This is a genomic window from Parasphingopyxis marina (assembly GCF_014237875.1).
Classification (GTDB): Bacteria; Pseudomonadota; Alphaproteobacteria; order Sphingomonadales; family Sphingomonadaceae; genus Parasphingopyxis; species Parasphingopyxis marina.
Genome location: NZ_JACJVJ010000001.1, coordinates 488,702 through 502,239, shown reverse-complemented (window position 1 = coordinate 502,239; position 13,538 = coordinate 488,702). Strand labels below are relative to the sequence as shown.

Annotated in this window: 19 protein-coding genes; 14 read left to right on the top strand and 5 right to left on the bottom strand. The window is 66.0% G+C overall.

Annotated features, from left to right (window positions below):
• The first annotated feature begins 181 nt into the window (after positions 1-181).
• The 5 genes from H6P80_RS02550 (at position 182) to H6P80_RS02530 (ending at position 2,630) form a co-directional block, all read left to right on the top strand.
• Entirely contained in the window at positions 182-388 is a 207-nt protein-coding gene (locus tag H6P80_RS02550) for a cold-shock protein (RefSeq protein WP_185799773.1), read from the top strand.
• Between the two features lie 75 nt (positions 389-463).
• The gene (locus H6P80_RS02545) at positions 464-661 is read left to right on the top strand and encodes a hypothetical protein (RefSeq protein WP_185799772.1); all 198 of its coding nucleotides are present in this window, start codon (positions 464-466) and stop codon (positions 659-661) included.
• A gap of 228 nt (positions 662-889) precedes the next feature.
• Positions 890-1,549: an SHOCT domain-containing protein gene (locus H6P80_RS02540; RefSeq protein WP_221892858.1), complete on the top strand. Its 660-nt coding sequence runs from the start codon at positions 890-892 to the stop codon at positions 1,547-1,549.
• A gap of 140 nt (positions 1,550-1,689) precedes the next feature.
• Positions 1,690-2,124, top strand: coding sequence for a CHRD domain-containing protein (locus H6P80_RS02535; protein WP_185799770.1), 435 nt, complete (start codon positions 1,690-1,692; stop codon positions 2,122-2,124).
• 8 nt (positions 2,125-2,132) lie between these two features.
• Positions 2,133-2,630 (top strand): GFA family protein, encoded by a 498-nt coding sequence (locus H6P80_RS02530; RefSeq protein ID WP_328804919.1) that lies wholly within the window; start codon positions 2,133-2,135, stop codon positions 2,628-2,630.
• Positions 2,631-3,151: 521 nt separating this feature from the next.
• On the opposite strand, the gene H6P80_RS02525 is transcribed toward H6P80_RS02530, so the two are convergent.
• Positions 3,152-3,595, bottom strand: a complete 444-nt coding sequence (locus H6P80_RS02525; protein WP_185799769.1) for a cupin domain-containing protein — start codon at positions 3,593-3,595, stop codon at positions 3,152-3,154.
• 108 nt (positions 3,596-3,703) lie between these two features.
• Between H6P80_RS02525 and H6P80_RS02520 the strand changes: the two genes are divergently transcribed.
• From H6P80_RS02520 to H6P80_RS02495, 6 genes are all read left to right on the top strand, one after another.
• Complete coding sequence (locus H6P80_RS02520; RefSeq protein WP_221892857.1) at positions 3,704-4,255, top strand: rhodanese-like domain-containing protein; 552 nt, start codon at positions 3,704-3,706, stop codon at positions 4,253-4,255.
• Positions 4,255-4,665 (top strand): twin-arginine translocation signal domain-containing protein, encoded by a 411-nt coding sequence (locus tag H6P80_RS02515; protein WP_185799767.1) that lies wholly within the window; start codon positions 4,255-4,257, stop codon positions 4,663-4,665. Before H6P80_RS02520 ends, H6P80_RS02515 begins: the two co-directional genes overlap by 1 nt.
• Positions 4,666-4,836: 171 nt before the next feature.
• Complete coding sequence (locus H6P80_RS02510; protein ID WP_185799766.1) at positions 4,837-5,631, top strand: hypothetical protein; 795 nt, start codon at positions 4,837-4,839, stop codon at positions 5,629-5,631.
• Positions 5,632-5,766: 135 nt separating this feature from the next.
• Complete coding sequence (locus H6P80_RS02505) at positions 5,767-6,246, top strand: hypothetical protein (protein WP_185799765.1); 480 nt, start codon at positions 5,767-5,769, stop codon at positions 6,244-6,246.
• Between the two features lie 97 nt (positions 6,247-6,343).
• Positions 6,344-6,991, top strand: coding sequence for a hypothetical protein (locus H6P80_RS02500; RefSeq protein ID WP_185799764.1), 648 nt, complete (start codon positions 6,344-6,346; stop codon positions 6,989-6,991).
• 94 nt (positions 6,992-7,085) lie between these two features.
• Positions 7,086-8,330: a cupin domain-containing protein gene (locus H6P80_RS02495; protein WP_185799763.1), complete on the top strand. Its 1,245-nt coding sequence runs from the start codon at positions 7,086-7,088 to the stop codon at positions 8,328-8,330.
• Here the strand turns inward: H6P80_RS02495 and H6P80_RS02490 are convergent.
• The 3 genes from H6P80_RS02490 to H6P80_RS02480 form a co-directional block, all read right to left on the bottom strand.
• Positions 8,327-9,079 carry a sulfite exporter TauE/SafE family protein gene (locus H6P80_RS02490; RefSeq protein WP_185799762.1) on the bottom strand — a complete coding sequence of 251 codons (753 nt, stop codon included), beginning with the start codon at positions 9,077-9,079 and terminating at the stop codon, positions 8,327-8,329. The genes H6P80_RS02495 and H6P80_RS02490 overlap by 4 nt on opposite strands.
• A 110-nt stretch (positions 9,080-9,189) precedes the next feature.
• Entirely contained in the window at positions 9,190-9,489 is a 300-nt protein-coding gene (locus H6P80_RS02485; RefSeq protein ID WP_185799761.1) for a hypothetical protein, read from the bottom strand.
• 151 nt (positions 9,490-9,640) lie between these two features.
• Complete coding sequence (locus H6P80_RS02480) at positions 9,641-10,885, bottom strand: multidrug effflux MFS transporter (protein ID WP_185799760.1); 1,245 nt, start codon at positions 10,883-10,885, stop codon at positions 9,641-9,643.
• 135 nt (positions 10,886-11,020) lie between these two features.
• Here H6P80_RS02480 and H6P80_RS02475 point away from each other — a divergent pair, with 135 nt between their 5' ends.
• From H6P80_RS02475 to H6P80_RS02465, 3 genes are read left to right on the top strand one after another with little or no spacing between them, the layout of a single operon-like run.
• Complete coding sequence (locus tag H6P80_RS02475) at positions 11,021-11,479, top strand: DUF2721 domain-containing protein (protein ID WP_235973694.1); 459 nt, start codon at positions 11,021-11,023, stop codon at positions 11,477-11,479.
• A complete protein-coding gene (locus H6P80_RS02470; RefSeq protein WP_185799759.1) occupies positions 11,476-11,883 on the top strand; it encodes a DUF4345 domain-containing protein in 408 nt (135 codons plus the stop codon). Before H6P80_RS02475 ends, H6P80_RS02470 begins: the two co-directional genes overlap by 4 nt.
• Positions 11,880-12,647 carry a sterol desaturase family protein gene (locus H6P80_RS02465; RefSeq protein ID WP_185799758.1) on the top strand — a complete coding sequence of 256 codons (768 nt, stop codon included), beginning with the start codon at positions 11,880-11,882 and terminating at the stop codon, positions 12,645-12,647. The genes H6P80_RS02470 and H6P80_RS02465 overlap by 4 nt, the downstream gene beginning before the upstream one ends.
• Before the next feature lie 323 nt (positions 12,648-12,970).
• On the opposite strand, the gene H6P80_RS02460 is transcribed toward H6P80_RS02465, so the two are convergent.
• Positions 12,971-13,501: a hypothetical protein gene (locus tag H6P80_RS02460; RefSeq protein ID WP_185799757.1), complete on the bottom strand. Its 531-nt coding sequence runs from the start codon at positions 13,499-13,501 to the stop codon at positions 12,971-12,973.
• Positions 13,502-13,538 lie beyond the last annotated feature (37 nt).

Here is a 13,538-nt window from a genome sequence, read left to right as displayed (position 1 = left end):
TATCCACAACTGGGCGTATATCGCGGGCACTGCCGATGTCGCACGTGGCGACGGACTAAGGCGTCCAACGCCCTCTATTCCCTTACTACACGCAATATGACGCAGGCCGCGCCCGGTGTTCGGTCGCGGCTTATCCTGTCCTCCCCCGATGGGGACGACACCCAAAATAGGGAACAAGACTATGCCTATTGGCACCGTAAAATTTTTCAACAGCAGCAAGGGCTACGGCTTTATCGAGCCCGAAGACGGCGGCAAGGACGCCTTCGTCCACATTTCCGCCGTTGAAGCCGCCGGCATGCAGACGCTCAACGAAGGCCAGAAGGTCTCCTTCGAGCTCGAAACCGGCCGCAATGGCAAGGAAGCCGCGACGAACCTCGCCGAGGCCTAAACCGGAAAACGGGGCGGCGACCGGTAGCGGCGCCGCCCTTTTTTTCCCGTTCCTCCAAAAGCGAGTTCCGGTTTCATGGTTACCTACCCCGCCGAACATTACCGCAAGCTCGCCGCCCAGGCCGAACATGAGGCCAGCGAAACCAGTCTCGACAATGTCCGCGAACGCAATATCCGCTCGCGCGACGCCTGGCTGCAAATGGCCGAGCGCGTCGAACACAATACCGCCCAGCGCGAAAAGATCGCCGCCGAAAAGGCCGCGCGCGAAGATTAGAGGCTGGGGCCCGCCCCGGTCTTCCCACACTTTCTGAAGCCCGCTTCGCCGCTTTCCCGGCCGGGGCCGCGCCATGCTCGGGCGATGCTCCGGCGATGTTGGGGCGATGCTCGGCAAGCCGGGGCGGAGTCGGGCCGGGCCGAGGGCGAAGGGGAGACGATTCCCCTTGGGCCGAATCATGGCGGCGCGCTACGCTCTCCGGCCAATCGGTTGAAAGGCGCGCCGACGATGCTGCTGTTCCGATCCCTTCCCCGGGCCTTCTGGCTCATCGCGATTGCCGGCGCCCTGCTGGCCGGGCTGGCGATCGCGACGGCGGGAATCGCGCTCTATCCGCCGCTCGCCAATGTCGCCGCGCCGCTGGTCTGCGATGGCGTTCTTGCGATCGATCCCGGCGAAAGCGGCCTCCTGCGCAGCTTCTCCTGCCTGGCCGAAGGGCGCGTGCAGGATGTGTCGCTGAACGCGCTCCTCGCGGCGTTTCTCGTCTATTCGGCGGCCGCCTTCGCGCTGATCCTCCCCCTCCTGCCGGTCCTCCGGCGCCGGCCGGAAGACCGGGTCGGCCCATGGGAGGAGGTTCCGGATCCGCTCGTCGCCCCGGCAGCGCCCGACGAAGCGCCGCGCGATACCGACAGCCTGCACGAAGCGGCGCGCGGCGGCGATATCAGCGCGATACTCTCGCTCGTCGCCGACGCCGTAAAGAACGGAAAGACAGGCAAGGTCTCTGTCCGCCATAGGGCGCTCGACACGCAGGACGACGGCGACGGGGAATGGGCCGGCGAGGATCATGACGCGGCGGCGCGGCTCGCCGAGCTTCGCGACCTGCTCGACCGGGATCTGATCACCCAGGCCGATTTCCAGGCCAAGAAAGCCGAGATACTCGACGCGATATAGATGGCCGGCGCCTTCCCCCGGCGGCGCGAATCCCTCTCCCGCCCGGGCACGGCGATATGCTATGGTCGGGCCACGATCCGGCGGCGGCGCGGGCGTCCCGCGCCTCCCGAGCCGACCGGACGATCTTGGGAGAATTAGGGATGCGGAATATATCATGTTTTGCGGCTCTGATCGCTGCCGCGATCGGCCTTGCGGGGCCGGCGGCGGCACAGGAGGAAGAAAGCTACTTTGCCGATCTTTCGGGCGCCAATGAAGCGCCCGGGCCGGGCGATGCCGACGGCACCGGCATCGCGACGCTCGAATGGCACGCGGAGAATGAACAGTTCTGCTATGTCCTCGCGGTCGAGAATATCGGCACGGCGACGGCGGCGCATGTTCATCGCGGCGCGGTGGGCGAAGCCGGGCCGCCGGTGCTGACGCTGGACGCGCCGGGCGCCGATGGCGGCAGCGACGGCTGCCTCGATGCGACCGCGGCGCTGCGACGGGAAATCCGGGAGAACCCGGCCGGCTTCTATTTCAACGTCCACAATGCGGATCATCCGGCCGGCGCGATCCGCGGCCAGCTGGAGCGCTAGGCGCAGGCGTGGTTGGGGGCGACGACAACGGCGCACGCGAAGGCGGGTGCGGATGCGGCGCCGTCCGCTACACGCTCGCCTCGCCGCCGATGTTCGTCCATTGCTGCCATTGCACCGAATGCCAGCGCCAGACGGGAGGCGCCTTTGCCGTCAACGCGCTGATCGAGGCCGATCGGATCGCCGTGCGGCAAGGCGCAATCCGCGAAGTGATGCTGCCGACCGAAAGCGGCGGCGGCCTTGCGACCCAGCAATGCGGCGAATGCGGCGCGGTTCTCTGGATGTATTATCCCGGTGCCGGGCGCGGCGTCGCCTTTCTGCGCGCCGGCACGCTCGACGAGCCCGCCGCCTGCCCGCCCGATATCCATATCTTCACGCGCTCGAAACAGGCCTGGGTGCGGCTGCCCGATGGCGTGCTGGCGGTCGAAGGCTATTATCCGATGCGCGAGACCTGGCCCGAAGATCGCTTCGCGCGGCTTCTTGCCGCGAAGAAAGCGGCCGGGAGTTAAACGGCCCGGGACGGGCTGAAGCCGGATCGGCGAGCCCGGAATCAAATGGGGGCTGACCCGAAGATCAGCCCCCACTGCGCCGAGCGTCGAGATCGAATTGCCCGAAGGCGCTCCGGTCCGCGCTCTGGCACGGGGACAGCGAATCGATCCGAAAATCTTTTGCGCTATCCTTTGGCGTTTGTTTCTATCGTCTGCTGTGTCGTCGCTTGCACGATGACTGCCGACAATTGTCCCGAACGCCGCACCTCGCTTTCCATCTTGCTTTCCTTGCGGTCCGCAATCTTTCCGGTTCGGTGGTCTGCGATGCTTGCTTCGGTCGTTGCCTCCCTCGGCTTGCTTCGCTGACAACTGAAAAGTCTCACGGGATTCCGAGTCGCGCCAAGCGAAAAATGCAGTCTAATAACGAGGATATCGGGGATAACTTTCCAGCCGTTTGAATCGCTTGGGGAATTTCTGCGCAAGCCTGTCTTTTGCGCAGCATGGGCGCAGCATTTTGCATCGCAGGATCGCCGCTGCGCCGCTCAGGCCTGCCCCGGCGCCCAGCCCGAATCGGCGAGCGTGAAGCCGGCGAATTCGAACCCCGGCACGACGATACAGCTGACCAGCACATAGCCCGCATCGCCGGCCAGCGGCTCGGCGGCCTGCCAATCACCGGCGGGAATCACGCATTGGGGCGCCTCCCCCCGCGGAACATTGCCGCCCAGCGTCACCGCCCTGATCGGCCCCGCCTCGTCCTGCGCCATCTGCAATGTCAGCGGATCCCCGCCATGCCAAAGCCATATCTCGGCGGCGTCGACCCTGTGCCAGTGGGAGCGTTCGCCAGCTGCGAGCAGGAAATGGATAGCCGTTCCCGCCGCGCGTTCGCCGCCCGCCGCGTCGGCCCGCCAGGTCTCGCGATACCATCCGCCTTCCGGATGCGGCTGGAGGCCCAGCGCTTCGACAATCGCCGCGGCGTTCTCGTTCATCGATGCCCTTCCCGTTTCCGGCGGCCGACTGTCGTTCAGCCTCCGCTCATCTTCGCTGGGCCACGTCTTAACCCGGGTCGCGCCACGATGCCAAAGGAGCATTGCCGAATGCGCGCGCGCCTTTCTCTTGCCCGAGCGGCTGCCGGGACGGCCCTCTTTCTCGCCGCCCTGCCCGCTCTCGCCCAGCAACCAGGCCTGCAACCGGCCCCGGGCGACAATCCCCAGATCGATTTTCCCGGCTATGTCGAAATGGCCGCGCAGGTGCAGACGACCCGCGCGGACCGGCTTGTCGACCATGCGACCTTCGAAGCGATGGCAGCGCGCGATGACGTGCTGCTGCTCGATGCGCGCTCGGCCGGGGCGTTCGCCCTTGGCCATATCGACGGCGCGGTGAACCTGCCGCTGCCCGATTTCACCGCGCAGAGCCTGGCCGAAGTGATCGGCGAGGACCGGGACCGCGCGATCCTGATCTACTGCAACAACAATTTCTCGAACGACGTAACCCCGGTCGTGCGCAAGGTGATCACCCTGGCGCTCAACATCCAGACGATGATCAATCTTGTCGGCTATGGCTATCCCAATGTCTACGAACTCGGCGAGGTGGTGGACTTCACCGAACCGCGCGTGCGCTGGGTGACGAGCATGGCGGCGAGCGACTGATGGCCTCGCGCCACAGGATAGGCCGGCGCTCCTTTCTCGGGCAGGTCGGCGCGACGACCGGCCTGGGTGCGCTCGGCGTCGTCGCGGGAGCGCAGCCGGCCCATGCCTATCAACGCAGCGACAATGATGTCGGGCGCTATGCCGATCCGCCGGGCGAGCCGGCACGCGATTATGGCCATACCGGTATCACCGACAGCGATGGCGGCGCGGTTTCCGATCCGGCCGGTCATGGCCGGGGCCCGGACGTCCGCTCGGGCGTGACCGACAGCGACGGCGGGGCCAATGCCGATCCTGCCGGCCACGGGCGCGGGGAGCGCGGGAGATCGGGCTTCAGCGACAGCGATTCCGGGCGGTGCGGCGATCCTGCCGGCTATGGCCGGGGCGGCACGCGAACCACCTGCCCGGAATGACGCCGAAATGCGGAAAGCGGCACGATATCAGGGTCAGCGGATCACAGCGAACCGGCGAGGAGACCGTTTAATGGAAAATTTTGTTATTTTACTGCAGGGTTTTGACAGCTCACCGCCGGAAGCTTACAGGATTTCACCGGGCGCGCGTAACATTTTGATGGGGAGGGGCACATGAGTTCCAAACTCGACCGCAGGTCCTTTTTAGGACGCGTCGGCGCCGCAGCGAGCATCGGCGCGCTGAGTACGGTGGTTGGCGGCACGCCCGCCCGCGCATTCCAGACGACCGACAGCGACACCGGGCGCTATGCCGATCCGGTGGGCCGCGGGCGTGGCAGCTCGGGATGTACCGACAGCGATTCCGGGCGTTATGCCGATCCGGGCGGACGCGGACGGTGCAGCTCCGGCACCACCGACAGCGACACCGGGCGCTATGCCGATCCCGTCGGCAATGGACGCGGCCGAAGCGGCGTTACCGACAGCGACACCGGCAGCTATGCCGATCCCGCCGGCAATGGACGGGGCAGTCGCGGCGTCACCGACAGCGACACCGGGCGTTATGCCGATCCGGTCGGGCGCGGACGCGGCAGCAGCGGCAATGTTACCGACGCCGATTCCGGTTCGAACCGCGATCCCGCCGGCCAGGGCCGCGGCCCCAGGCGCAACTATCGCACCGGCGTTACCGACAGCGATTCCGGCTCGACGGCCGATCGCGGCGGCTATGGCCGCGGCAATTCCCGCGGCGGCCGATCCGGTTGCACCGACAGCGACAGCGGCCGCTATGCCGATCCCGGCGGAAACGGACGCTGCTCCAGCCGATCGGGCTATACCGATGCCGATAGCGGCTCGATGGCCGATCCGGGCGGCAACGGACGCGGATCGCGCCGCAACTATCGCACCGGAATTACCGACGCCGATAGCGGCTCGACGGCAGACCGCGCGGGCTATGGCCGCGGCAACGATCACTAGGCGTGGAACGGTTGAACGCTTCCGCCACAGGATGAACATCTGGGCCGGCAAGGCATCGCGCCTCGCCGGCCCGCCCACATTGCGGAACGCCGTGTTTCGCCATCGGATTGACCACAGAATGAAAAGGGGAATTGTATGAGTAAGAAAATTGATCGCCGGTCCTTTCTCCGGCGCGTAGGGGCAACCGCGGGCATCGGCGCGCTCAGCGTCGTCACCGGTACCAGCGCCGTGCGCGCCCAGACCGGCTATACCGACAGCGATGGCGGATCGAATGCCGATCCCGGCGGCAATGGACGCGGCCCGCGCCGCAACTATCAGACCGGGGTCACGGACAGCGACAGCGGTTCGAACGCCGATCGCGGCGGCTATGGCCGCGGCAACGCCAATAGCAGCCGTTCCGGCTGCACCGACAGCGACAGCGGGCGCTACGCCGATCCCGGCGGCAACGGACGCTGCTCGAGCAGGACCGGCGTGACCGACAGCGACAGCGGCTCGATGTCCGATCCGGGCGGTAACGGACGTGGCGGACGGCGCTCCTCGCGCACCGGCCTCACCGACGCCGACAGCGGCTCGACAGCGGACCGCGCGGGCTATGGCCGCGGCTCCGATCACTAGAGACCGATAATGTAACCGGGGCGGCTACCTCTTGACACAGAGGCGGTCGCCCCGTTTGCTGTTTACAAGGTCTCCACGGCTAGGAAGGAAAGAGGGCATGTCTTCCAAATTCAACAGACGATCGTTTCTGGGGCGCGTCGGCGCGACGGTGAGCATCGGGGCGATGGCGGTCGTAACCGGCGCCTGCGACCAGCTGGGCCTGGGCGGCGGTGAGGATACCGATACGCCGGGCACCGATCCGGGCGACGATGCGCCCGAAACCGAAGGCAGCACCGAGGGCAGCAGCACTTCGGGATCGAGCACGCCGAGCGGGCTGACCGACAGCGACACCGGCGCCAGCGCCGACGCCGCCGGCAATGGCCGCGGCGGCCCGAGCAACGGCAGCCGGACGACCGGCAGCCGCAATGGCGTTACCGACAGCGACACCGGCGCCAGCGCCGATCCCGTCGGCCAGGGCCGGGGCGGCAATCGCAGCGGCATCACCGACAGCGACACCGGCACCAGCGCCGATCCGGTCGGCAACGGCCGGGGCGGATCCGCCACCAGCCGCGGCGTGACCGACAACGATACCGGCGCGAGCGCCGATCCCGTCGGCCAGGGCCGGGGCGCCTATACCGGCGTCACCGACAGCGATAGCGGCCCGAGCGCCGACCCCGTCAATGGCGGGCGCGGCGGCGGCAGCGGCATTACCGATTCCGATACCGGGCCGAGCGCCGATCCGGCCGGGCGGGGCCGCGGCAACTAGGCCGCCTGCACTATCTGTCATCTAGCGCCGGGCCTTAAAAATCCCGGCGCTATGTGTTTCAGGTCAAGACAGGGGCAACCGCCACGCGGCCAGAATGGCGCTGCATCGCCCCACGGATATCGAGATCATGCACAAATACGACCCGACCCAGAACCTGCCCGCCGAATGCCTGGCCGCGCTCAAGCGCGTGCTCGACCCGGTCGATCCCAGCCAGTTTTTCACCGAGATTTTCGAGGAACGCTGGCACGTCATTTCGCGCGGCGAGCCGGGACGGTTCGACGATCTCGTCTCGGTCTCGACGCTCGACGATTTCATCGCCGGCAATATCCTGTTCGCCGGCATGATCGACGCGACCCGGGCCGAACCGCAGATCCGCCGCGACGCCTTCACGCTGGAAAACGACCAGATCGACCGCAGCGCACTGCTGCGCCTCTATCAGGACAAGGCGACGATCATCGCGCCGCACCTCCATTCGCACCACAAGCCGCTTGGCGATTTCGTGCGCGCGCTCGAAACCGTGTTCAGCGCCTCGATGCAGACCAATGTCTATCTGACGCCGCCCGGCGCCAAGGGCTTCCGCACGCATTATGACAATCACGACGTGTTCGTGATGCAGGTATCGGGCGCAAAGAGCTGGCGGCTTTACGACGAACCGGTCGGCAAGCCGTTTCGCGGCGAGGGTTTCGAGCCCGGCGTCCACGAAATCGGCGAGCCGGAGGAAGAGTTCGTGCTGCGCGCCGGCGACACCGTCTATATTCCGCGCGGCATGATGCACGACGCCCAGGCGCATGACGACGAGGCGTCCCTGCACATCACGCTTGGCCTCGTCACCAAGACCTGGGCCGATGTCGTGCTGGAAGCGATATCGAAGGCGGCGCTGGAAACCGAAGGGCTGCGCCGCGCGCTGCCGCCGGGCTATGCCAATCGCGATTTCGACCGCGAGCCGGCCAGGGCGCAGTTCCGCGCCTTCGTCGAAGAACTTGCCGCCAAGGCCGAGATCGACGAACCGCTGGACGTGATCGCCGAGGATTATCTCAAATCGCGCGTTCCCGACATGGCCGGGATCATCAGATATGCATCGGAGCGGATCGCCGAGGATCAGCGCTACCAGGCCGCCGAGAACGGCCTCTACCGGATCATCGAGGACGAGGAGAGCGGCGAGTTCGCGGTCGTCACCCGCGGCGGCGCGAGCGAATTTATCGGTTCGAAACGCCCGGCCTTCGATCGCGCGCTATCGGGCGACGCCTTTGTTCGCGCCGACCTGCCGGAAATCAGCGAGGAAGACGGTATCGACCTGATCCGCCGACTGCTCTCGCGCGGGCTTGTCCACGCGCTCTAGCCGGCCGTCAGCACCATCAGGCCGCGAACCAGATAGACGGCGCCGATCGCGCTGACGATCCAGCGCGTCCATGCCAGGAAATGACGGTCGCTCATCCGGTCCAGCACCGCCTTGCCGGCGCGCGTTCCGGCCATGGTGAGCGGAATCGCTAGGGCGATGGCAAGCCAGGGGACTTCCGAGGCCATCGAGGCGAAGAGCAGCGGCAGGCCGTAGACCAGCACCTTGGCGAGATGGGCGAACACCTGGGTGAAGGCCTTGGTCGCGACGATCTGGTGGCGGGTGAGTTCGGTGCGCACGAAAAAGATATCGAGCAGCGGCCCGGCGACGCCGGCGAGCAGATTGGTCGCGGTCACGAGCAGGCCGGACGCGAAGGCGTGAAGCGGCTTTTGCGCGTCGAGCCGGAAGCGTTTGGCCGGCAGCCAGACCGATAGGCCGACAAGCCCGAGGCCGATGAACACCGCGGGGCGCGACGGCACCCATGCGACAAAGCCGAAAACGAGCCCGGCGATCAGCGAGGCGAGCGCATACCAGCCGATGATCGGCCAGACGATATCGCCGCGATTGAGCCAGGCCCGCCAGCCGTTCGAAACCATCTGGATCAGGCCATGGGTGACGAAGGCGGCGCTGACCGGGACGATCAGCGCGAGCGCGCCCATCAGGACGAGCCCGCCCGCCATGCCGAATATGCCCGAAATCAGCGCGGTGACGAACGCGATCGCCGGCAGGACGATGAGTAGCAGGCCCCCCATGGGCGAAGCGATAGAAGCACCGGCGCTCAAACGCCAGCGAGCTAGGGCACGGCTATCGGGAGCAGGCCCGCATGGCCGCTACAGGAAGGCGGCGGCCATGCGGACATGGCTCAATCGTCGGTCGATGCTAGCTCGACGAGATCGGCACCGGCCATCGCATAGGCTTCGGCGACCGAAAAATGGACGCGTCCGACACCGGAATAGCCCCTGACGATTCCATCCTCGATAATCAGGCGGAACGAGCCGCCTGGAGACGCCGTGCCGCGCAGGATCGTCCGATCGCCGTCCACGGTTTCGGTATATGTGTAGGAAACGCCGTCATATTCGAAGCTGTGCTCGCCGGGTTCGGCGTGGGACGGGGCGCTCATCAGGATCGTCGAAGCGACGATGGCGGAAAATAGCATTCTCATAAGTCATCTCCCTATGTCGAATGCCTCTAGGATCCCCTGTTTGTTATGTGTGCCAATCATATGTTGCGGCGCAGCAATCCGGCAAGCCGAATTGCCGCATCCGTGATTTCCGGTTTTGCACGCGTTAATATCCGTTAACCGGCGGAACGCCCTAGCCGAGATCGGGGTCCACAGTGTCGCCGAACAATTTGCCCTTCTCGGTGAAGAAGACGATCGCCAGCGCCAGCAGGCCGCAGGTCAGGAATCCGCCGATCATCGGCACGGTGGTGCCGTCATAGCTCTGGCCGATGGAAATCCCGATCAACGAGCCGAATACGGTGGCGACGAAGCCCTGCACCGAAGCGGCGCTGCCGGCGATATGGCCCATATTGTTCATCGCCATCGCGCCGAAATTGGAGCTGGCAAGGCCGAAACATCCCATAGTCAACGCCTGCAGGATGGCGAAGCTGTAGATCGTCTCATAGCCGCTCATCGCAAAGGCGAGGTGGATAGCCGCGAAACCGATAAAGCCGATCAGCGCCCAATGGGCGAGGAAGCGCGTACCGAGCCGAATCACCAGCCGCGAATTCTGCCAGTTGGCGAGCGCCATCGCCCCGGCGACCATCGCGAAGACCGGGGTGAAGAGCAGCTCGGCATCGAACACTTCGAAAAAGATCTGCTGGGCCGACGTGATGAAGCCGACCAGCGCGCCCTGGAACATGGTGAAGCCCAGCGTATAGCCGAGCGAATAGCGCTCGGTGAGCGCACGCTTCCAGTTCTGCGCGACGCGGGCGAAGCTGAGCGGCAGTCGGTCTTCGACGGCCAGCGTTTCGGGGAGCCGCAACGCGACCCAGACGAACACGGCCGAGCCGGCAATGGCGAGCATCCCGAAAATCCAGCGCCACGGCGCAAAGAAAAGGATGATCTGCCCGATCGCCGGCGCCAGCACCGGCGCGCCCATGAAGACGATGAAAACGAGGCTCATGACGCGGGCCATGTGGCGGCCGACAAAACAGTCCCTGACGATCGAGATGACGAGCACCCGGCTGACGGCGAGCGCGGCGCCCGCCAGGAAGCGCGAGATGAGCAGCAGCTCGAAGGTCGGCGCCAGCGCGCACACCACCGAAAAGACGATATAGAGCGCCACGCCCGTCAACAGCACCCGTTTGCGGCCGAAACGATCGGACAGCGTGCCATAGATGAGCTGGGTCACGCCGAAGCCCATCATGAAGATGGCGATGATCCATTGCCGCTCATTGTCGTCGGTCACCGCAAGCGATTGGCCGATATCGGGAAGCGCGGGCAGCATGGCATCGATGGCGAGCGCGATCAGCGCCATCATTGCCGCCATCATCGCCACGAATTCACGAAAGCCGAGCTGCTCGGAAGGCCCGGTTGCCCCTTGAGTATCAGTCATTGTCGCAGTCCCATGGGCGAAAGCGCGCGCGAGCGCCAGTGCCCGCACCATAAGAAATCCTGCCGCACCCATCGCTTTTGCCGACATTTTGCAAATGCTTGACCCACCCGGCCCGGTGCGGGAAGGGTAGCGGCCATGAACCAGATGCCCGCGGACATCGCCGTGCTGATCGATCTCGCGCTTGCGCCGGCCTTCCTGCTGGTCGGCATCGGGCAGTTCCTCGTGCTCGCCGCCGGCCGCCTCGCCCGGGTTATCGACCGGGCCCGCGAGCTCGCCGAGCGCATTCCCGCCGTACCGCGCCCCGAAGACGCGGCCTGTGTCGAGGAATTGCGCCTGCTCGACCGGCGGATGACGATCGTCAACTGGTCCGTCTTTTTCGGAACCGCGGCGATGATCGGCGTCTGCCTCGTGGTCGCGAGCCTGTTCGTCACGCGCTTCGCCGCCGTCGATTTCGGGGTCTCGATCGCTATCGCCTTCGTCGCGGTGATGGCGCTGCTGGTAACCGGGCTGATCCTCTTCCTCTACGAGGTGCGGCTCGCCAACAAGGCGATCCATGTCCGGACCGACCTGATCGGTCCGCGCAGCCGCCAATGACGCGGGACGGCGAAAAGCGCGTTTTGCAGACGGCCATCGCCTTCGCCTGCCTGGTGCCGATCCTGATGGGCGCGGCGAGCGTGATCGCCGGCCCGGCGATACTTTCGGGCGTCGACAATCCGCCGGCGCGCGATCTGGACAGCCATTTCCGCTATCTTTCGGGCATCTTTCTGGTCATGGGCCTCGCCTTTGCAAGCTGCATCCCGGGGGTGGAACGCAAGACCGCCCTGTTCCGCCTGCTCGGGGCGATGGTGGTCGCGGGCGGGCTCGCCCGGGCGCTGTCGGCCGCGCAATATGGCTGGCCGGGCGCGGGCCATCGCTTCGGCCTGGCGATGGAGCTGGGCGTCGTACCGCTGCTCATGCTCTGGCAGGCACGGATCGCGCGGCGCTTCCGCGGCGCATGAACGGCATCCTCACCGGCTCTGCCCCGACCATAGCGCTCGCCCTCTGGATCGCGCTCGTCTTCCTGCTCGAACGGCTGTTCGCAGCGGAAAGGACGCCTCCGGGCAATTGCCGCCGGATCGCACGCAATTTCGGCCTCGGGGTGATCGCGCTGACGACCGCGCCGCTGCTGCTGATCCTGACCGGGCGGATCGCATCGGGGATCGAGCCGCTGGTGCCGCTCGCGGCGCTCGGCGCGGCCGGAGCGCTGATCGTCCAGCTGCTGGCGCTCGATATCTGGACCTACGGAATGCACCGCGCCTATCACGAAATCCCGCTGCTCTGGCGCTTCCACGCCCCGCATCATCTCGACGAGCATCTCGATGCGAGCTCCGCCTTTCGCTTCCATCTCGGCGAAATCCTGATCTCGGCGGCGGCGCGGCTGGTCCCCGCCCTGATCCTCGGCATCGGCCCGGCGACCTTGCTGCTGTTCGAGGCGATCCTGACCGCCAACGCCGTCTTCCACCATTCGAACATCCGGCTTCCGGAACGGTTCGAACGCGCGCTTTCGCACCTGATCGTGACGCCGGCCATCCATTGGCGGCATCACCACAATCGGCGCGCCGATACCGACAGCAATTATTGCGCGATACTCTCGCTATGGGACCGGCTGTTCCGATCGGCCAATCCAAGGCCGCGCACGATCGGCATGGCGATCGGCGTGGAGGGCGAACATGATTTGGGCTTCGGCGGGCTACTCGCCTATCCGTTCCGAAGGCGGGGCTAACGGGATTCCGGGTCAGAATTTCGCCGCGGCGAAATCGTTGCGCCGGCTCCTATGAAAAAGGCCGCCGGGGCAATGCCCGGCGGCCTCTTACATGGTCAGCGGCCGGAGTCCGGCCCGGAAGACCTTGGCGGGTGCTAGCCCCGCGCCTCCCGAAACGGCTGAACCGACCCCCTTGCTGAACCATGAGACATCGGATCACCTCCTTTCGCGCTGTTGAACTCAAGGCGAATCATTGAATCAACCGCGAGTCGCGAACAAGGCTTGTTTTTCATTTTTTTTTGAGCGATTCTCATCCGCTCGCTGCCTGAAACAGGCGGCGTTTTTTATTCACCGCCTTCGGATGACGCGCCGGCCCGCGCAATCGCGCTTGTTTCCTGGCCTGTTTCGTTAGCGCAACGTTCCAGGAAGCCCTGAAGCGCTTCGCCATTCTCCAGCATCACCGCCGGCGCGCTCTCGGTTTCGATGGTCATCGGCGCATTCGTCGTCATCAATGTGCGCGAAATCGGCCCGCCCGAGGGGAGCCGCGCCACCTTTATCGGCCCCGATGCGTCGCCACGAACTTCGACCGGATCGACCCCGTGCATGAAGTCCCCCGCCCGCAACAGCATCGCCGGGCGGGCGCCGTCGGGAAAATCGCCCGGGGCTTCGAGGATCAGCTCGGCGCTGGCCGTGTCGCAGCGAAAGGTCGCGAGGAGATTGCCCTCGAGATCGGCGAAGCTCGCCTGCTCGTCGTTCGCGGCCCAGCTGCCGGGCGTCAGCTCCAGCGCCGCCGGTTCGGTAACCGCCTCTTCGCCCCCGCCGCAGGCCACCAGGGCCAGGGCGAGCGGCAACGCGCTCCAGATACGCTTGGTCATTCCTCGTCGCTCCCTTCGGGCATTGCGAAAGAGCGCC